Source organism: Streptomyces sp. CNP082 (assembly GCF_059570535.1).
In genome coordinates this window covers 41,857-60,979 of sequence record NZ_JCANSZ010000045.1, presented here as the reverse complement: position 1 = coordinate 60,979, position 19,123 = coordinate 41,857, and the positions used below count along the sequence as shown (strand labels likewise).

The window sequence follows — 19,123 nt, the reverse complement described above, 5'->3', positions numbered from 1 at the left end:
GGACATCGCCGTCCTTTCACCTGATCCGACAAGGGCGGCAGCCACCGGCCGGGCAGGCGGACAAGACAGTGATGGGGCCTCTGGCCAGGCTCTTATGAAGTCACGCCAGCCCGCTCGGTGGATGCACACGAGCGTCTCCCGGCCAGGGCCGACAGATCCCGTTGAGGACCCAAGGTCAGTCAGTCGCTGGGTCAGACCCCGCCGGGAGACGCTCACGAACATCATCACTGTCAGTCGCGGTGCTATGCTCCGTCCGTTCGAATACCGACAACTTCATACATGCCGCCCGCGTCGGGGAAGCCGGTCGAAGTCCGGCACTGTCGCGCAACCGTAGGTCACCGAGGTGACAAGTCGGGTCCACCACACGGGCGGTGGTGCAGAACCAGAACCACTGTCGCGAAAGCAGGGGTGACGCCGGCGCCGCATGCGGTGCGCTCCCCTCCTCTCGCCGGGGATTGGGGGTGACGAACTCGTGCGTCAGTCGGCTCCGCGGACGGTACGTACACGTACGCGTGCACGCGCCGCCGTCGGCGCACTCTGCGCCCTCCTCACCGCGGCCACCCTTGCCGTCGGCGCCCCGCCGCCTCCCGCGCGGGCCGACGCCGCCGCCGATCTCGCCGCCGCCCGCTCCGCCTCCCGCTGGCTCGAAGCGCAACTCTCCGACGACGGCACGATCCGCAACCCGCTGGGCGGTGCCCTCCCCGACCACGGCCTGATGATCGACGTCCTGTTCGCCCTGCACGCCTCGGGCGACGGCCGCCTCGCCGAGCCGATCGCGGCGTACCTGGACGAGGAGAAGCACGCGAGCGACTACTTCACCTGGGACGGCCTCGTGCCCGACCAGGGCTACGACGCCGTGATCAGCGGGGGCGCGGCGGCCAAGACCCTGGTCGCCGCCGAGGCCGCCGGCCGTGACCCGCGGGACTTCGGCGGCTACGACATGGTCGCCGAGACCAAGGCCGCCATCCCGCGCTCGGGCCCCGACCAGGGCCGCCTCAGCGACTACTCCAAGGACCCGGACCTCGCCGACTTCGTCAGCAACAACGCGAACGTGTTCGGCCAGGCCCTCGCCGTCATCGGCCTCGCCGGCGCGGACGAGAACGACCGGCTCGCCATCGACATGCTGCTCGGCCAGCAGTGCGCGGAGGGCTACTTCCGGATCTTCTTCTCGTACGTGCCCACGGACGAGACCGGCGACCACGTCACCCCGGACGGCCGGAAGCTGGCGACCTGCGACGAGGGCAAGGAGTACGGGCAGTCCGCACCTGACGGCGACGCCACGGGGCTCGCGCTGTCCGCCCTGCTCGCGGCACGTGAGGCGGGGGCGACGGGGCTCGACGGCGCCATCGACCGGACGGTGGTCTGGCTGCGCGACCGGCAGGATCCCGGCGGCGGCTGGGGCGGGGGCGTGAGTACGGAGGCGCCGAACACCAACAGCACGGGGCTGATCGTGCAGGCCCTCGCCGAGGCGGGGGGCGCGGGTGAGGCGGTGGAGAAGGGGACGGCGTACCTGGCGTCCGCGCAGGCCACGCAGGCGGACGCGGGCGGGGCACTGGGGGAGCACGTGGGGGCGATCGCGTACACGCCCACGGAGTACGAGGCGGCGCGTACGGGCGGCATCGTCGGCCTGGACACCTGGGTACGGGCCAGCGCGCAGGCGTCGCTGGGGCTGGCGAAGACCGGGTTTTACGAGCTGACGCGGGGCGACGCGCCGCCGGGCGGCGAGGAGCCGAACGAACCGGGTCCGAACGAGCCGGGCGGGCCTGACGGTCCGGGCGGTCCGAACGGGCCAGGCGGCGGGTCCGACGACCCGCCCGGCCAGCGGCCTGAAGTCCCGGACGGGCGGGACGGCGGCGGCTCCGGCGACGGCGGCGGCGGCCGCGACGGTGACCCCGACACCGGTCGCCCCGCCCCGCCTCCCGGCTCCACCGGCGGCAGCCCCGTCGAGCCCGCCACCGACCACTCCCGGCCCGCACCCGACACCCCCGCCGGCCGGCTCGGCCGCTACCTCGCCGGCCGTCTGGTCGACGGCGACCACCTCGAAGTCACCCAGGACGGCCGCCGGTTCGTGGACTACGACGCCACCGCCGACCTGGTCTTCGCGCTGCTGGTGCTCGGAGAGCAGCCGGAGGCCACGGCGCGGGCGGCGCGGTTCCTGCTCGCCGCGGACTCGGTGGCGGCGTACGCTCACGGCGTTCCGTACGAGGACGGGCCGGCCGCCTACGCCGAGCCGCTGGCGAAGCTGCGCATCGTCGCGGGGTTCCGGGGCGCCGCCGCGCCGGCCGACCGCCTCGGCGCGGAGCTGGCCGAACTGCGCACGGGCAAGGGCCGGTTCACCGACACCGGAGTGCACGGCGACGCGACCGGGTCGACGCGGCGGCACGCCTGGGCGGCGCTGGCGACGGCCGCCGACCCGGACTCGGGCCCGGCGGCGGCCGAAGCGGCGCTCGACGTACTGGCGGGACACCAGTGCGCGGACGGTACGTTCCCGGAGGCGCTGCTGCCGGACCAGGGCGACTGCCGGACGGGCGACCTGGCGGCGACGGCCGCCGCGACAGTGGCGCTGAACGCCGAGGCGGCGGACACGGCGGCCGGCACGGCTTCCGATACGGCCGCGGACGGGGCGGGGCCCACGGTGGCGCCGGAGGACAGCGAAGCAGAGACCGCCGCATCCGGCGGCACCTCCGGGGACGCGGCACCCGGTGATGGCTCAGGCGACGCCTCCTCCGGCACCGACTCGGGGGACACCGCGTCCGGCGAAGCCGCCGCCTCCGTACCCGGCCACTGGTCCCCCCGGCGCCTCGACGCCCTCACCGCCGCCGCCACCGCCCTCAACTCCGCGCCCGGAAAGGACGGCCTCGTCCACCCCACGGCCGGGACCCCCGATGTCGTCCTCAGCGCCCTCGTCGCGGGCGGCCGGCAGTCCGCCGGGCTCGACGCTACGCCCACTGCCCGCGCCCTCGGCGCGATGCTGCACGCGGACGGCGGCATGCCCGCGGCCCTCGGCGAGCGGCGCAGCGACCCGGTGACCAGCGCCGCCGTCGCCCCCGGCGTGGCCGGCGCCTCGTGGACCAGCGCACCGGGTTCGCCTGTCGTCCCCGCCGTGACACTGCCGACCGCCGCCGCGCTCGCCGAGAAGACCGCGGCCGACGCGCAAGGACGTGGGCAGGCAGCCGACGACGGCCTGCCCACGTGGGCGTGGGCGGCGTTCATCGCCGCCGCAGCGCTGGGCACGGTCGTCGCCGCGTTCTTCGCCGTACGCCACTTCCGCCGGACCCGTACCCGCAGGAACGACAGCCCAGAGGCGGTGACCGCATGACGAACTCCGGCACGCGCTCTTCCCGTACGCGCCCAGCCCCACCCCCGCGCCACCGGACCCCCCGCCTCCTCGCCGCCACCGCCCTCGCCGCATCTGCGCTCACCGCCGCCCCTGGCGCCGCGCACGCGGTCGACCAGAGCAAGGGCCACCCCGGCTTCTGCAAGGACTCCACGGGCGTCACCGTCGTGATCGACTTCCAGGATCTCGGCGGTACGACCATCGTCCGCTGCTATCCGGGCAGTTCCCCCGGCACGGGCCTGGACGCGCTGAAGGGCGCCGGGTTCCAGATCGAGGGCGTGCGGCGCTGGGGCGAGTCGTTCATCTGCCGGATCGAGAACCGCCCCTCGGCGACCGAGGAGATCCCCGTCCGCGGCAACTCCGGCTACCGCGAGCGCTGCGTCGACACCCCGCCCGCCAGTGCCTACTGGTCGTACTGGCACGCGGGCAACAACTGCGCCTGGGAGTACAGCCAGTGGGGGGTGAAGAACCGCGACTTCGTCCCCGGTGGTTTCGAGGGCTGGTCGTTCTCCCTCAACGCCACCGCCGGCACCAACCCCGAGCCGCGCATCGCCGCCGTCCGCCCCGGCACCGGCGGGCGCGCCTGCAACGCGCCCGACGAGCCGCCGCCGAGGTCCGACGACCCGGACGAGCAGCAGCCCGGACTCGGCGGCGGCCAAGGCGCATCCGGAGGCTCGTCGCCGGCCGGCGGCGGGAGCGGCGGCGGTACGAGCACCGGCGGGGGCACGTCCGGCGTTACGGGCAGCGCCCCCGGCGAGGCCGCCGACTCCGGCGCCACCACCGCCGGCGACGACGCCCCCCGCGGCGAGAACGGCAAGGCGCTCCCCCCGCCCCGCCCCCGCGACGACACCGGCCCCGACGCGGACGCCGCCCGCGACCCCGGCGACAACGTCGAGTTCACCGGCGGCGAGAAGAACCGCGACGTGGCCGAGGCCGTCCGCGAGGAGTCCGGCGCCAGCGACATCGCGCCCTGGGCGGCAGCGGGCGCGCTCGTGGTGCTGGCGGCGGGGACGTGGGTGACCGCCCGGCGGCGCCGGCGGGCGCGGGAAGGGTGAGGCGCGTACGGAAGGTTCAGCCCGCGTCGAACGCGGGGCCCACGCAGGACGCGACACCCACCGGAGAGGCGGGGCCCATGGTGCCCGCCGGCCCCGCCACCGACGCGGCCCGCACCGGGACGAGAAGCCCCCGCCGCCCCCTCAGCACCTACTTCCTTCCGCGTGACCTCCACCCCGCCGCCTGGTGGCTCTGGGCCCTCGGCCTCGCCGTCGCCGCCAGCCGCACCACCAACCCCTGGCTGCTCCTCACCGTCGTCGCCGTCGCCTGCCACGTGGTCGTCGCCCGCCGCTCGGACGCGCCCTGGGCCATGGCGTTCCGGCTCTACCTCTGGCTCGGGGCGCTCATCGTGCTGATCCGGCTCTTCTTCCGCTTCGTCTTCGGCGGCGGCGAGGGCGCCACGATCATCGTGCGGCTGCCGGAGATCCCGCTGCCCGCGTGGGCCGCCGGGATCCGGCTCTTCGGCGACGTCTCCGCCGAGTCGCTGCTCGGCGGCCTGTACGACGGGCTGCGGCTGGCCACCATGGTCGTCTGCGTCGGCGCGGCCAACGCGCTGGCCAACCCCAAGCGGCTGCTGAAGGCGATGCCGCCCGCGCTGTACGAGGTCGGCACCGCCGTCGTCATCGCGCTGTCCGTCTTCCCGCAGCTGGCGGAGAGCGCGCTGCGCGTGCGGCGCGCGCGCAAACTGCGCGGCGGCAGCGCCGACGGACGGATACGCGCGCTGCGCGCGATCGTCATCCCGGTCCTCGCCGACGCGCTCGACCGCTCGCTACTGCTGGCCGCTTCGATGGACTCCCGCGGCTACGGCCGCGCAGGCCGCGCCGCCGCACGCGCCCGTCTGCTCACCGGCACGCTGATGGTCGCCGGCCTGCTCGGCGTGTGCGTCGGCGTCTACGCCACCCTCGACGGCACCACGCCCCGCTACCTCGCCGCCCCGCTGCTCCTGCCCAGCGCCGCCGTCGCGCTCGTCGGCTTCCGGCTCGCCGGCGCCCGGGTGCAGCGCACCCGCTACCGGCCGGACCGCTGGCAGCCGCCCGAACTCGTCGTCGCGGGCAGCGGCCTCGGCGTCGCCGCCGTGCTCTGGACCACGTCCAGCGTCGACCCCCTCAACCTCAACCCGTCCCTGACCACCCTGTCCTGGCCGATGCTCTCCTGGCTGCCGCTGGCGGGGGTGCTGCTCGGCGTGCTGCCGGCGTTCCTCTCGCCACCGCCCGAATCCACGCACGACGCCCCCGCCGACGAAGCAGACGACACAGAGACCACAGAGGTACGCGCGTGATCGAGCTGACAGACGTCGCCTTCTGGTACCACGGCCGCAACGAGGCCATCGTCGCCGACGTCACCCTGTCGATCGGCGAAGGGGAACTGGTGCTCGTCGCCGGCCGTACCGGAGCCGGCAAGTCCACCCTCCTGGGCACCCTCAACGGCCTCGTGCCGCACTTCACCGGCGGCCACCTCGAAGGCAGCGTGTCCGTCGCCGGAGTGAGCACCCGCGCCCGGCCGCCGCGGGAGTTCGCGCACCTCGTCGGCGTCGTCGGGCAGGACCCGCTCGCCGGGTTCGTCACCGACATCGTCGAGGAGGAGCTTGCGTACGGGATGGAGCAACTGGGCCTCGCCCCGCAGGTGATGCGCCGCCGGGTAGAGGAGACCCTCGACCTCCTCGGCATCGCCGACCTCCGCCGCCGCGCCCTGCGCACGCTGTCCGGCGGCCAGCAGCAGCGGGTCGCCATCGGCTCCGTCCTCACCACCCACCCGCACGTGCTCGTCCTGGACGAGCCCACCTCCGCGCTCGACCCGACCGCCGCCGAGGACGTGCTCGCCACCCTCGCCCGGCTGGTGCAGGACCTCGGCACCACCGTCGTCATGGCCGAGCACCGCATGGAGCGCGTCATCCCCTTCGCCGACCGCATGCTGTACGTGCCCGGGGACGGCACCGTACGCGACGGCACCCCCGCCGAGGTGCTGCGCGCGGCGCCGATCGCCCCACCCATCGTGGAGCTGGGCCGGCTGGCGGGGTGGGAGCCGCTGCCGCTGTCCGTACGCGACGCCCGCAGGCTGGCGGCACCACTGCGGGCCGACCTGGCGAAGACCGCGCCCCCGGCCCGTACCGCGGCTCCCCCCACCGCACCGCCCCTCCTCACCGCCACCGGCGTCGTCGTCCGCTACGGACGCACCGTCGCCGTCCGCGGCGTCGGACTCGACCTGCACCCCGGCAGCGTCACCGCCCTCATGGGCCGCAACGGCACCGGCAAGTCCTCCCTGCTCTGGGCCCTCCAGGGCTCCGGCTCGCGGCAGGGCGGCACCGTGGACGTCAACGGCGTCGACCCCGCCCAGGTGCCCAGCGCCAAGGCCCGCAAGACCGTCGGCCTCGTCCCGCAGACCGCCGGCGACCTGCTCTTCCTCGAAACCGTCGCGCAGGAGTGCGCCGCCGCCGACTCCGAGTCCGACGCCCCCGCCGGCACCTGCCGCGCACTGCTGGACAAGATCGCCCCGGGCGTCGAGGACACCGCGCACCCCCGCGACCTCTCCGAGGGCCAGCGCCTCGCCCTCGTCCTCGCCGTCCAACTCTCCGCCGCCCCACCCGTGATGCTCCTCGACGAACCCACCCGCGGCCTCGACTACACCGCCAAGGCCGCCCTCGGCCGCACCGTCGCGGCCCTCGCCGGCGAAGGCCGGGCGGTGGTCGTCGCCACCCACGACGTGGAATTCGTCGCCACTGTCGCCGACCGGGTGGTGGTGATGGCGGAGGGCGAGGTCGTCTCGGACGGACCGGCCGTCGAAGTCCTCGGCGGCTCCCCGGCGTTCGCACCGCAGGTCGCGAAGATCCTCGGCCCGGACTGGCTCACAGTCGCCGACGTACGGACCGCGCTGCCGGACGGCGTCCGGTGAGCGGGCCGTACCTGCGCCGCTGGGACCAGGCGGACAAGGCGATCCGGGTGGGCCCGCGCTCGGCGCTGACGCTGGGGCTGGCATCGCTCGCCGGACTGATGATGTTCGTCTGGCCGCTGCTGGTGCGCGTCGAACCCCAGAGCATGCAGCATGGGCCGGACGCCCCGTACGTCTTCATGGGCATCCTCCCCGTCCTGATTATCGTCGTCCTCGCCGAACTCTCCGAGAACGGCATGGACTCCAAAGCACTCGCGATGCTCGGTGTGCTCTCCGCCGTCAACGCCTCCCTGCGCCCGCTGGGCGCGGGCACCGCGGGCATCGAGACGGTGTTCTTCATGCTCGTCCTCGCCGGCCGCGTCTTCGGCCCCGGCTTCGGCTTCGTCCTGGGCTGCACGTCCCTCTTCGCCTCCGCCCTGCTGACCGCCGGGGTCGGCCCGTGGCTGCCGTTCCAGATGCTGTGCTCCGCGTGGATCGGCATGGGCGCCGGGCTGCTGCCGCGGCGCGTGCGGGGCCGGGCGGAGATCGCGATGCTCGTCGCGTACGGCATCGCCGTGTCGTACGTCTTCGGCTTCCTCATGAACCTGTGGTTCTGGCCGTTCATCACCGACGCCGAAGTCCCGTACCACGACGGCCACATCTCCTACGTCCCGGGCGCCCCGGTGCTGGAGAACCTCCACCGCTTCGCGGTGTTCACCCTCCTCACCTCCACCGCCGGCTGGGACACCGGCCGCGCGATCACCAACACCCTGGCCATCCTCACCCTGGGCCCGGCGATCCTGGCCGTCCTCCGCCGCGCCACCCGCAGAGCCTCCTACGGCCACGCCCCGGATTCCGCCGCCGACCGGCGGCACGGCCGCTCAGCCTGACCGCGCCCCGGCCGGTGACGGCGGCCGCGGCCGGGGCGCAGGAACTCTCTTACGCCTTGGCGTGCGTGGAGCGGACTTCGAAGAGGCTGGGCTGGACGTCGGTGGCGATCTCCGCGGCCTGGTCCATGTGGACCTGGGCCTCGGGGTTGGCGCGCATCTTCCAGTAGTGGTCCTCGGTCTCCCACTGGGCGTAATTGATGACCCGGCGGCCGTCCAGGGAAGCGTGGAAGTTGGCGCAGATGAAGCCCGGCTGGTGCTTCATCGTCTCCTCGGTGGCACGGGCGAGGTGCGCGACGAGTTCCGCCTGGCGGTCGGGAGCAACGGTGAAGACGTTGATCAGCGTCGCGACGGGGCGGCTGGAGTCGATGCTCGCGGTAATAGTCATAGGCAGAGTGTGCCCCTATACAACTTGGGTCATGGGGCAGTTGGCTGACTTGATCGCACAATTACTTGCTATGTCATCTCATGCCGGGTGAGGAGATCAGGCACGGCAGCGAGGGCTTCGTCGAGGTGCGCGGCGGGCAGGCCGCCGCCCTGCGCCAGTTCGGGGGTGCCGCCGCCGCGGCCGTGGAGGAGTTGCCTGACGAGGGCGGAGGCGTCGTGCCCGGCCGCGCGGGCGGCCGGGTTGGCGGCGGCCACCACCACCGCTTTGCCACCGCCGGTCCGTGCTCCCACCGCGGCCACGCCGGGGCGTTCGGCGGGCAGCAGGTCGCGGACGGCGACCGCGAGCGACCGCGCGGCGTCGGCGCCGCCGTCGGTGGTCGTGGTGGCGACGAGGACGCCGTGCGCGTCGGCCGCCTGGCCGGCGAGGACGGCCGCCCGGGCGCGTACGGCGTCCTGGCGCAGTCGCTGGTTCTCCCGGTCGGCCGCCTTGAGCCGGTCGAGGAGGGTGGCGATGCGGTCGGGGAGTTCGGCGCGAGGGGCCTGGAGTTGTTCGGCGACGCGGGTGACCAGGTCGCGTTCGCGGGCGAGGTGGGCGAAGCCGTCGGCGCCGACCGCCGCCTCCAGGCGGCGCATGCCGGCGCCGACCGACGACTCCGCGGTGAGCGCGACGACCCCGACCTGCGAGGCGTGCTCGACATGGGTCCCGCCGCACAACTCCCGCGACCACGCGCCGCCGATCTCGACGACCCGCACTTTCTCGCCGTACGTCTCGTCGAAGAGCGCCAGCGCGCCCAGCTCCCGCGCCTCGGGGAGGGTCATCCAGCGCACGCCGACCGGCAGGTCGCGGCGCAGCGCCTGGTTGGCGGCCTCCTCGATCTCGCTCCGGGCGGCGGCGGAGAGGCCGCCGCGCCAGGGGAAGTCCAGGCGCAGATAGCCGGGGCGGTTGTACGAGCCGGACTGCAGGGCGGAAGGGCCGAGGATCTGGCGCAGGGCGGCGTGCAGCACGTGGGTGCCCGAGTGGGCCTGGCGGGCACCGAGCCGCCACTCGGGATCCACGGCGGCGTGCACGGCGTCGCCGACCGCCAGTTCCCCGGCGGTGACACGGATCCGGTGCACGACCAGGCCCGGCAGCGGCCGTTGTACGTCCAGCACGTGGGCCTCCGCCGAGGTGCCGGCGATGCGGCCGGCGTCGCTGCCCTGGCCGCCCGACTCGGCGTAGAACGGGGTGCGGTCCAGGACGGCGGTGACGATGTCGCCCTCCCGGGCGGCCGGCAGGGCTCCGGCAGGGCCGAGGAGGGCCAGCACGCGGGATTCCGTGCTGAGCGCGTCCCAGGCGCGCCAGTCCGTGGGGCCGTGCTCGTCCAGGACCGTCCGCAGGGCGGAAGTGTCCACCGCACCACCGGACTTGCGGGCGCGGGCGTCGGCGCGGGCGCGTTCGCGCTGCTCGCGCATCAGGGCGGTGAAGCCCTCGCGGTCCACGGCGACGCCCTGTTCCGCGGCCATCTCCAGGGTGAGGTCGACGGGGAAGCCGTAGGTGTCGTGCAGCAGGAAGGCTTGGTCGCCCGGCAGGGTGCCGCCGCCCCGCGCCTTGACCTGCGCCACGGCGGTGTCGAGGACGGTCGTGCCCTGCTTCAGGGTGGCCCGGAAGGCGGCCTCCTCGCCGGCCGCCTGCTCGGCGATGCGGTCGTACGCGGTCGCCACTTCGGGGTAGCCGGGCGCCATGCAGTCCCGGGCGACTGCCAGCAGTTCGGGCAGCACCGGGTCCTCGTGGCCCAGGTGGCGCATCGAGCGGACGGCGCGGCGCAGGATGCGGCGCAGGACGTAGCCGCGGCCCTCGTTGCCGGGGGCGGCGCCGTCGGCGAGGAGCATCAGGGCGGTGCGGACGTGGTCGGCGACGACGCGGAGGTGTACGTCGCTGTGCGGGGCCGCGCCGTAGGGAGTGGCGGACAGGTCGGCCGCGCGGTCCAGGACGGGGCGGGTCTCGTCGGCCTCGTAGAGGCTGCCGACGCCCTGGAGGAGGGTGGCCATGCGCTCCAGGCCCATGCCGGTGTCGATGTTGCGGCGGGGCAGTTCGCCGAGGATGGGGTAGCCGGTCTTGCCCGTGCCCTCCCCGCGTTCGTACTGCATGAAGACGAGGTTCCAGAACTCCATGAACCGGTCCTCGTCGGCCTCCGGGCCACCCGCGCGGCCGAAGTCCGGCCCGCGGTCGTAGTACAGCTCCGAACACGGACCGCACGGCCCGGGCACGCCCATGGACCAGAAGTTGTCCTCGTCGCCGCGCGCCACGATCCGCTCGTCCGGCAGCCCGGCGATGCGCCGCCACAGGGCGCGTGCCTCGCCGTCGCTGTGGTGCACGGTCACCCAGATACGGGCCGGGTCCAGTCCGTAGCCGCCGTCGGCGACCGGTGTGGTGCTCAGCTCCCAGGCGAGGGCGATGGCCCGGTCCTTGAAGTAGTCGCCGAAGGAGAAGTTGCCGTTCATCTGGAAGAACGAGCCGTGCCGGCTGGTCCGTCCGACCTCCTCGATGTCCAGGGTGCGCACGCACTTCTGCACGCTGGCCGCCCGCGGCCAGGGCGCCTGGACCTCGCCCGTCAGATACGGCTTGAACGGGACCATGCCCGCGTTGACGAACAGCAGCGTCGGGTCGGGCGTCGGCAGCGGGGCGCTGGGGACGACCGTGTGCCCGCGCTCGGCGAAGTGGTCGAGGAAACGGCGTCGGATCTCGGCGGTACGCAAGGAGGGGCTCCGGGTCTACAGGGGGAGGGCGGCCAGCGACCGCGCGGGGTGGTGGGGGCCGAGGAAGACGACTATGCCCTTCCCCTCGGTGGACGGATGCGTGGCCTGGGTCCAGCCGAGGCGGCGGTAGAAGGCCATGGCGCGCGGTGCCTGCACGGAGGTCAGCAGCCATACGCGGCCCTCGGGCGCGTCAGCGGTGACCGCCTCCAGGAGTCCGGCGGCCGTCCCGGTGCCGTGGGCGGCCGGGGTGACGGCAAGTTCGACGATCTCCAGCGCGCCGCACAGCAACTGCGCGGTGCGCTCGGGCCCGAGGGCGGCGGCTGCCTGGGGGTAGCAGCGGTCGGTGGGGAAGGGCGCCAGGGTGGTCCAGGCGGTGGCCAGGCCGACGATCCGGTCGTCCTGCACGGCGGTCGCGGCGGTGAAGCCCGGCCGGCGGCAGTTCTCCGGGAGCCCGGCGGCGAACTCGTCGGCCTTGCTCTCGTCCTCGTTCCACGGCGGGGCGCAGAAGGCGTCGACGTAGACGGAGCGCAGGGCGCCGGTGTGGGCGAGGAGTGCGGAGCCGTCGAGGGCTCGGATTCCGGTACGCATCAGGCCGCCACCGCCAGACCGGGCTGGAGGGCGGCGTACTCCAGCGGCGCCGACGGGTCGACGGACATCTCCAGCGGCGCGGGCGCGGCCCCGGCGCGTACGAGGAGGTCGCCCACGGCCGCGATCATCGCCCCGTTGTCCGTGCACAGCCGCAGCGGCGGCACCCGGAGCCGGACGCCCGCGGCCCGGCAGCGCTCCTCGGCCAGCGCCCGCACCCGGGAGTTGGCGGCGACGCCGCCGACCACGACCAGTGTGCCCACCCCGTGCGCCGCGCAGGCCGCGACCGCCTTGCGGGTCAGCACGTCGGCGACGGCCTCCTGGAGCGAGGCGGCGCCGTCCGCCACGGGCAGCCCGCGGCCCGTATATACCTCGGCCCAGCGGGCGGCGGCGGTCTTGAGCCCGGAGAAGGAGAAGTCGTAAGAGCCGGGCAGCGGCCGGGGGAACGCGACCGCGCGCGGATCGCCCTCACGCGCCGCCCGGTCGATCGCGGGGCCACCGGGGTACGGCAGCCCGAAGGCCCGCGCGACCTTGTCGAAGCACTCTCCCGCGGCGTCGTCCAGGGTGTCGCCGAGGTGGACGAGCGGATCCCGGGCCAGGTCGCGTACGAGAACCAGCGACGTGTGGCCGCCGGAGACGATCAGCACCACGCACGGATCCGGCAGTGGCCTGTGCTCCAGCGTGTCCGCGGCCACGTGCCCGGCGAGGTGGTGGACCCCGTACAGCGGCACCCCCAGCCCGTACGCGATGCCCTTGGCCCCCGCCAGCCCCACCTGCAACGCACCCGACAGCCCCGGCCCGGTGGTCACCGCGACTGCCCCGATGTCCGAGAGCCGCAACCCGGCGTCCGCCAACGCCTCCCGTACGACCGGGCGCAGCGCGTGCACGTGGGCGCGGGCGGCGATCTCCGGCACCACCCCGCCGAAGCGGGCGTGCTCCTCCATGCTCGACGCCACCGCCTCCCCCAGCAGCCGCCCGTCCCGCACCAGCCCCGCGCCGGTCTCGTCGCAGGACGACTCGATGCCCAGCACGATCGGAGAGCCCACACCCATCCCCTCATTCCTGCACTAATATCGCTGTTGCAAATAGTGTGCAATAAGCTGCCTGCGATGCCTAGCCGGATACGGACACGCAGGTCAACGGCGCCGGACGGGCGGCGGACGACACGACGGTGGTCCTAGGACCAATGCCTGATCGGGTCCGGCCCTCTCTTGCTGCTAGCGTGCAATTGCGAAGAGGTAGCAATTACGTCGGAGGATGTTGGACATGGCGCTGTACACGCTCCCGGAGCTTCCGTACGACTACTCGGCACTCGCCCCGGTGATCAGCCCCGAGATCATCGAGCTGCATCACGACAAGCACCACGCGGCCTACGTCAAGGGCGCGAACGACACCCTGGAGCAGCTCGCCGAGGTGCGGGACAAGGAACAGTGGGGGGCGCTCAACGGCCTGGAGAAGTCCCTGGCCTTCCACCTCTCGGGGCACATCCTGCACAGCATCTACTGGCACAACATGACCGGCGAGGGCGGCGGCGAGCCCCTGGACAAGGACGGCGTCGGCGAACTCGCGGACGCCATCACCGAGTCCTTCGGCTCGTTCAAGAACTTCAAGGGCCAGCTCACCAAGGCGTCCGCGACCACCCAGGGCTCCGGCTGGGGCGTCCTGGCCTACGAGCCGGTCAGCGGCCGGCTCATCGTCGAGCAGATCTACGACCACCAGGGCAACGTCGGCCAGGGCTCGACCCCGATCCTGGTCTTCGACGCCTGGGAGCACGCCTTCTACCTGCAGTACAAGAACCAGAAGGTCGACTTCATCGACGCCATGTGGGAGGTCGTCAACTGGCAGGACGTGGCCAAGCGCTACGCCGCCGCCAAGGAGAACGGCAACAACCTGCTGCTCGCGCCCTGACGGCGGAGCACACCCCTACGTCCTGCTCGTGATCGTCTTCCACCTTTCACCTGCAGGCGGCACGACGACGGGCTCCCGCAAGCACACGCTCGCGGGAGCCCGTTCGTCTGCGCGTTCCCGGCCCGGACGCCGCGGGCCGGTCAGGGGACGCGGGTGAAGCAGGTTCCGTGCTCGCCCGGGAACAGGTCGGGTGCGAGGCCGATCGCGGAGTCGCCGATCAGCACGTCCGACGGCTCCCGGACCGTCACCGCCCCCTAGGTCGTGTCCGCAATGTCAGGGGAGCCAGAGTTGTAGGCAGGCGAGGGTGACCAGGGCTTGGTAGTGGCGGGCTCGTTTGTCGTAGCGGGTGGCCAGGGCTTTGTTGTGCTTGAGTCGGTTGAAGCAGCGTTCGACGAGGTTGCGGCGGCGGTAGGCGGCGCGGTTGAGTCGGCAACGGCTCTCGCCTCGGCGGATGCGGCCGTTGATCTGGTCGATCCGTTCCGGGATCGCGGCCTTGATGCCTCGTCTGCGCAGGTAGGCGCGGATCTTGGTGGACGAGTAGCCCTTGTCGGCAACGACACGTGCGGGCCGGGTTCTGGGCCGGCCGGGCCCGCTCCGCCGGATGCGGATGCGGGCCATGACCTGCTCGAACTGGGTGCAGTCGTTGACGTTGCCCGGGGTGAGGGTGAAGGCCAGCGGTCGGCCCTGCCCGTCGCAGGCCAGGTGAATCTTCGTGGTCAGCCCTCCGCGGGACCGGCCGATCGCCTCACCCGGCCAGCACTGCCCCCTTTTCGCGCCCCCGCCGCATGCTGATGGGCCCGCACGGAGGTGGAGTCCACGCACACCACACTCCAATCGACCGCGCCGACAGCATCGCAGTGCTGCTGGACATGGGCCAGCAGCCGGTCCCACGTACCGTCCGCCGACCAGCGGCGGAAACGCTCGTAGACCGTTTTCCACGGGCCGTAGCGTTCCGGCAGATCCCGCCAGGCCGCCCCGGCGGACAGCTTCCACAAGATCCCGTTGACCACCTGACGGCGATCCCGCACCGGACGGCCCATCCGCGAAGGAGCCAGCAACGGCTCAATCACCACCCACGCCCGATCAGTCAACTCATGACGACGCACCACACACAGACCAACGCACCAACCACTTTACGGACACGACCTAGGGCACCCCGTGCACCTCACCCACGGCTGGGCGCCCGGGGGAGGCCGACGTGCTCGTCGTTCCGGGCGGCGGCTTCGCCGACGCGAACCGACCTTGTGTCGGCCGGGAGATCCGCCGCGGCGTCCTGCCCCTGGCCCTGGCCAGGGCTCCGCAACCGGGTCTGACCCTCACGTCGGTCTGCACCGGAACGATCCTCCTCGGCACGGCCGGCCTGCTGAAGAACGGTCCCTGCACGACGCATCACGGCGCCTTCGAGGCGCTGGAGTCCTACGGCAGTGTTCTGACCCGCGCCCGGGTGGTGAACGACGGCGGCGTCGTCACCTCCGGCGGCATCACCTCCGGCCTGGAACCCGCCCTCTGGATGGTCCGCCGCGAGTTCGGCCCGGACGCCACGCTGGACGTGGTGCGCATGCTGGAGTACCAGGCGCGCGGACGGTGTGGAGCAGGCAGGCGTCCCGTTCCGGGAGCCGGTGACCGCATCTCGGACCCCACGCCTTCCCCGGGGTGAACCGCCCGGTCACTGCGCACCCGTGGCCTTCTCGACCTCGGCCGCCGCGTTGCGGTAGACGGCCAGCAGATCCAGGTCCTCGCCCGGGTAGTTGACGATCTTCGCCTGGTGCGCTCCCGAGTCCGGCAGCACGGTGCCGGTGGACATGTGGGCGTTGTCCAGCACCAGTTCCGGCTGCTTCGCCGACAGCTCCGAGACCTGCTGCGCCGTCACGGGTTCGGGCCCGTACGTACCGAGCGACCGCGCGCCCGCCATCTTCCCCGCCCAGTCGGTGAAGACCTGCGTCACGGCACCGGGCGCCTCGCCGCAGGGCCAGGCGTCCTTGATGCCGGCGCTCAGCTCGGCTTACTCCGGGTCGAAGGTCTTCACCCACTTCGCCGCCGCGTTCTCGGTGCCGAACTTCTCGCCCAGCCGCGCCACCTAGTCCTTGACCTTGTCGGCGTCGTTGTCGAGGGCGACCTCGACCAGCTCGGCGTCGGAGTGGCGCACGGCCTCGACGCGGCCGTGCCGGCAGCCGACCCCGCGCATGCGCACGTCCAGCCCGCCCATGCCGCCTCCTCACTGCGCTCGCCCTCACCGCTTCACGAAGAGGAGTCGGAGGGAGCCCACGGCGGGTTCCCGGTGATCGGCCCGGAGCGGAGAGTGCCGTGGGCCGCTGCTCAGCTGGTGCCGGGGCGGGTGACGACCGCCTCGGTCTCGATGCTCCCGCTGTGCTCGAAGCGCAGTGTGAACGGCACCATGTCACCCGGTTTCCAGTTGTCCGGTGCGTTCAGCAGCACGGTCACGTTGTGCGGGTCCATGTCCAGGCGGGAGCGCGCCGGGATGGCGGCCGAGCCGACGACCTCCTTGACCGCCGCCCCGCCCCCGGCCGTGGCACGGTGCCGGCCGAGCCGGGCACCGTTGCGACCGGCGGCCGGCGAGGTGACCGAGACGAGCCTGTCGTCCACGTCGCCCGTGTTGGAGATCAGGAAGAAGGCGGAGGTGTTGCGGTATTCGCCGTACGGGAGGAGCACGTACCCCACGACGACGTCGATCCTGGGCGGCACGCCGGCGTTCCCCGTGGCGACCCAGGCGGACAGGCCCGCCAGCGCGACCGCACTCGCCACCACGGGGGCGAGTACGGCGCGCAGCACCTCACGGAAGCGCCGCCTACGGTGCGGTGTAGTCACGGCTGCCCTCCCGCAACGCGCCGACTTTCCACGAGCGTTCGGTTCCGCGGCGTCGCACCGGAGAGGCGGGTGGTCCGCAGCCGCAGGCTGTTGCCGACCACCAGCAGCGAACTCGCCGACATCGCGGCTGCGGCCAGCATGGGGGTGAGCAGGCCGACGGCGGCCAGCGGCACGGTGACCATGTTGTAGCCGAAGGCCCAGAGCAGGTTGGCGCGGATCGTGCCCCTCGTGCGCCGTGCCAGCTGCACCGCGTCCGCCAGCGCAGCGATGTCGCGGCGTACCAGCGTCACGTCGGCGGCCCCGGCCGCGACATCGGTGCCGCTGCCCAGGGCGATGCCCAGGTGGGCACCCGACAGCGCCGCGGCGTCGTTCACGCCGTCGCCGACCATGGCGACCCGGCGGCCCTCCGCCCGGAGCCGTCCGACGAGTGCGGCCTTGTCCTCGGGGGTGCATCGGGCATGCACTTCCGCGATCCGCACCTCGGCGGCGACGGCGCGGGCGGGCGCCTCGCGGTCACCGGTGGCCAGCACCGGACTCACCCCGAGGCGGCGCAGCCGGTCCACGGCGCGGTAGCTCCCGGGACGCAGCACGTCGCCGACCTCGATCACCGCCTCTGTCCCGCCGTCCACCACCACCTCGACGGCGGTGCGCCCGGCGGCCTCCGCCGCGGCGAGCGCCCGCGCCAAGGGCTCCGGCAGAGTCTCTCCGGGCGTACGGACCTCCACCTGCCGCCCATCGACGTACCCGCTGACGCCCCGGCCGGCGCCGGCGCGGAAGTCACGTACCTCCGGGAGTGCTTCCTCGGACCGAGCGCGCCGCGCATGCTCCGCAAGGGCCCGGCCCACCGGGTGCTCCGAGCCCTGTTCGACCCCGCCGGCCAGCCGCAGTACCGCTGACTCGCCCAGCCCTTCGGGCAGCGCGGTGACGCGGACGACGTGCATCCGACCGGTGGTCAGGGTGCCCGTCTTGTCCAGTACGACGGTGTCGACGTTACGCAGCGTCTCCAGGGCCCGGGCGCCGCGGACGAGGACGCCGGCTTCGGCGCCGCGGCCGGTCGCGGCCATCAGCGCGGTAGGGGTGGCCAGACCGAGCGCGCACGGGCACGCCACGACCAGGATGGCGACGCAGGCGGTGACCGCCGCCTGCGCATCGGCGCCCGCACCGGCCCAGAAGCCCAGCACGACGGCGGCCAGCGCGAGCACCGCCGGCACGAACACCCCGGACACGGAGTCGGCGAGCCGCTGGACTCGTGCCTTGCCCGCTTGCGCCTCGGCGACCATGCGTGCGATACGGGCCAGTTGGGTATCGGCTCCGACCGCCGCGGCCCGTACGACGAGCAACCCGCCGGCATTGACTGCGCCGCCCGTCACCTCCGTGTCCGGCCCGACCTCCACCGGCTCGCTCTCGCCGGTGACCAGCGAGAGGTCCACGGCGGAGCTGCCCTCCACCACGACGCCGTCGGTGGCGACGCGCTCCCCGGGCCGTACGAGGAAGTGCTGCCCGATCCGCAGCTCCGCGAGGGCGACGCGCCGCTCCACGCCGCCTTCGCGTATGGCCACGTCCTTGACCCCGAGCCGGGCGAGACCCCGCAGCGCCGTACCGGTGGCGCGTCGGCCCCGCGCCTCCAGGAACCGGCCCGCCAGCACGAACAGCGGCACCCCGACCGCCGCCTCCAGATACACGTGGGCGGGGCCGTGCCCGGCGTCCGGCACCAGGCTGAAGCCCATCCGCATGTCCGGCTCACCCGCCCCGCCGAGGAACAGCGCGTACGCCGACCAGGAGAACGATGCCGCCACGCCCAGTGAGACCAGCGTGTCCATGGTGGACGCCCCGTGCCGCAGCCCGCGCAGCGCGCGGCTGTGGAACGGCCAGGCGGACCAGACAGCCACCGGGGCGGCGAGGGCGAAGCACAGCCACTGCCAGTTGCGGAACTGCAGGGCCGGGGCCATCGACAGCGCGAGCACGGGCACCGCGAGCAGCGCGGTGATCACCAGCCGGTCGCGCTCTCGTCGTACGGGGTCGTCCTCCTCACCGCCCCCGGCCGCGGCGCGCTCCGGCTCCGGCAGCGCGGCGGAGTAACCGGCCTGCCGGACGGCGTCGATGAGCACCTCGGCGGTTACGTCGGGCGGATGGCTCACCCGGGCCCTGCCCGTGGCCAGGTTGACGGTCGCGCGCACGCCGTCCAGCCGGCCGAGCCGCTTCTCGACCCGCCGCACGCAGGCGGCACAGGTCATGCCGTCCACCGCCAGGTCGGTGGTGACCCCAGGCTGCGACGCGGTCTCGGTCATCGCCCGTGCGTCCCGTGCGAGTCGCCGCCGTCCCCGGCGGGGGCGTCGCTGACACCGGTTTCGGGATCGGAGCCGCGCATGTCGGGAGCGACGGGCCCCACCGCGGATCCCACGCCGTACGCGACGGCGAACACCACGGCGAGCAACAGCAGGAACCCGAAGAACCGAGGCGGCGGCAACACCCCCCGCACCACCGCAGCCGCACGCCCGACGTGCTCGTTCACCGTTCTCCGGCCTTTCACCGCAGGGAT

The 19,123-nt window shown here is 73.6% G+C and carries 17 protein-coding genes; 7 read left to right on the top strand and 10 right to left on the bottom strand.

The window, feature by feature from the left end; genetic code table 11:
* Nucleotides 1–472: 472 nt before the first annotated feature.
* The 5 genes from B124_RS28250 to B124_RS28230 all read left to right on the top strand — a co-directional run bounded on the left by B124_RS28250 (nt 473) and on the right by B124_RS28230 (nt 8,145).
* A complete protein-coding gene (locus B124_RS28250) occupies nt 473–3,319 on the top strand; it encodes a hypothetical protein (protein ID WP_496505810.1) in 2,847 nt (948 codons plus the stop codon).
* Entirely contained in the window at nt 3,316–4,392 is a 1,077-nt protein-coding gene (locus B124_RS28245) for a hypothetical protein (RefSeq protein ID WP_496505809.1), read from the top strand. The genes B124_RS28250 and B124_RS28245 overlap by 4 nt, the downstream gene beginning before the upstream one ends.
* Before the next feature lie 77 nt (nt 4,393–4,469).
* The gene (locus tag B124_RS28240) at nt 4,470–5,669 is read left to right on the top strand and encodes an energy-coupling factor transporter transmembrane component T (RefSeq protein ID WP_496505808.1); all 1,200 of its coding nucleotides are present in this window, start codon (nt 4,470–4,472) and stop codon (nt 5,667–5,669) included.
* On the top strand, nt 5,666–7,279 hold the full coding sequence (locus B124_RS28235; RefSeq protein WP_496505807.1) for an ABC transporter ATP-binding protein: 1,614 nt from the start codon (nt 5,666–5,668) through the stop codon (nt 7,277–7,279). Before B124_RS28240 ends, B124_RS28235 begins: the two co-directional genes overlap by 4 nt.
* Complete coding sequence (locus B124_RS28230; RefSeq protein WP_496505806.1) at nt 7,276–8,145, top strand: ECF transporter S component; 870 nt, start codon at nt 7,276–7,278, stop codon at nt 8,143–8,145. Before B124_RS28235 ends, B124_RS28230 begins: the two co-directional genes overlap by 4 nt.
* Nucleotides 8,146–8,194: 49 nt before the next feature.
* On the opposite strand, the gene B124_RS28225 is transcribed toward B124_RS28230, so the two are convergent.
* From B124_RS28225 to tsaD, 4 genes are all read right to left on the bottom strand, one after another.
* On the bottom strand, nt 8,195–8,530 hold the full coding sequence (locus B124_RS28225; RefSeq protein WP_496505805.1) for an antibiotic biosynthesis monooxygenase family protein: 336 nt from the start codon (nt 8,528–8,530) through the stop codon (nt 8,195–8,197).
* Between the two features lie 68 nt (nt 8,531–8,598).
* The gene (gene alaS / locus B124_RS28220; protein WP_496505804.1) at nt 8,599–11,265 is read right to left on the bottom strand and encodes an alanine--tRNA ligase; all 2,667 of its coding nucleotides are present in this window, start codon (nt 11,263–11,265) and stop codon (nt 8,599–8,601) included.
* Nucleotides 11,266–11,280: 15 nt separating this feature from the next.
* Nucleotides 11,281–11,853: a GNAT family N-acetyltransferase gene (locus tag B124_RS28215; protein WP_496505803.1), complete on the bottom strand. Its 573-nt coding sequence runs from the start codon at nt 11,851–11,853 to the stop codon at nt 11,281–11,283.
* Nucleotides 11,853–12,902 (bottom strand): tRNA (adenosine(37)-N6)-threonylcarbamoyltransferase complex transferase subunit TsaD, encoded by a 1,050-nt coding sequence (gene tsaD / locus B124_RS28210; protein ID WP_496505802.1) that lies wholly within the window; start codon nt 12,900–12,902, stop codon nt 11,853–11,855. The genes B124_RS28215 and tsaD overlap by 1 nt, the downstream gene beginning before the upstream one ends.
* A 214-nt stretch (nt 12,903–13,116) precedes the next feature.
* Between tsaD and B124_RS28205 the strand changes: the two genes are divergently transcribed.
* Nucleotides 13,117–13,758, top strand: coding sequence for a superoxide dismutase (locus B124_RS28205; protein WP_496505801.1), 642 nt, complete (start codon nt 13,117–13,119; stop codon nt 13,756–13,758).
* 273 nt (nt 13,759–14,031) lie between these two features.
* Here the strand turns inward: B124_RS28205 and B124_RS28200 are convergent.
* A protein-coding gene (locus B124_RS28200; protein WP_496505800.1) for an IS5 family transposase occupies nt 14,032–14,864 on the bottom strand; the annotation gives its coding sequence in 2 pieces (ribosomal slippage) (nt 14,032–14,525 and nt 14,525–14,864; 834 coding nt in all).
* 92 nt (nt 14,865–14,956) lie between these two features.
* On the opposite strand from B124_RS28200, the gene B124_RS28195 reads away from it, so the two are divergent.
* Nucleotides 14,957–15,415: a DJ-1/PfpI family protein gene (locus tag B124_RS28195; protein ID WP_496505799.1), complete on the top strand. Its 459-nt coding sequence runs from the start codon at nt 14,957–14,959 to the stop codon at nt 15,413–15,415.
* Nucleotides 15,416–15,424: 9 nt separating this feature from the next.
* Here B124_RS28195 and B124_RS28190 read toward each other — a convergent pair whose 3' ends face one another.
* The 5 genes from B124_RS28190 to B124_RS28170 form a co-directional block, all read right to left on the bottom strand.
* The gene (locus tag B124_RS28190; protein WP_496505798.1) at nt 15,425–15,703 is read right to left on the bottom strand and encodes a hypothetical protein; all 279 of its coding nucleotides are present in this window, start codon (nt 15,701–15,703) and stop codon (nt 15,425–15,427) included.
* Nucleotides 15,704–15,835: 132 nt separating this feature from the next.
* The gene (locus B124_RS28185) at nt 15,836–15,964 is read right to left on the bottom strand and encodes a hypothetical protein (protein ID WP_496505797.1); all 129 of its coding nucleotides are present in this window, start codon (nt 15,962–15,964) and stop codon (nt 15,836–15,838) included.
* Between the two features lie 110 nt (nt 15,965–16,074).
* On the bottom strand, nt 16,075–16,584 hold the full coding sequence (locus B124_RS28180) for a copper chaperone PCu(A)C (RefSeq protein WP_496505796.1): 510 nt from the start codon (nt 16,582–16,584) through the stop codon (nt 16,075–16,077).
* Nucleotides 16,581–18,872 (bottom strand): heavy metal translocating P-type ATPase, encoded by a 2,292-nt coding sequence (locus tag B124_RS28175; RefSeq protein WP_496505795.1) that lies wholly within the window; start codon nt 18,870–18,872, stop codon nt 16,581–16,583. Before B124_RS28175 ends, B124_RS28180 begins: the two co-directional genes overlap by 4 nt.
* Nucleotides 18,869–19,096: a hypothetical protein gene (locus B124_RS28170; RefSeq protein ID WP_496505794.1), complete on the bottom strand. Its 228-nt coding sequence runs from the start codon at nt 19,094–19,096 to the stop codon at nt 18,869–18,871. The genes B124_RS28175 and B124_RS28170 overlap by 4 nt, the downstream gene beginning before the upstream one ends.
* Nucleotides 19,097–19,123 lie beyond the last annotated feature (27 nt).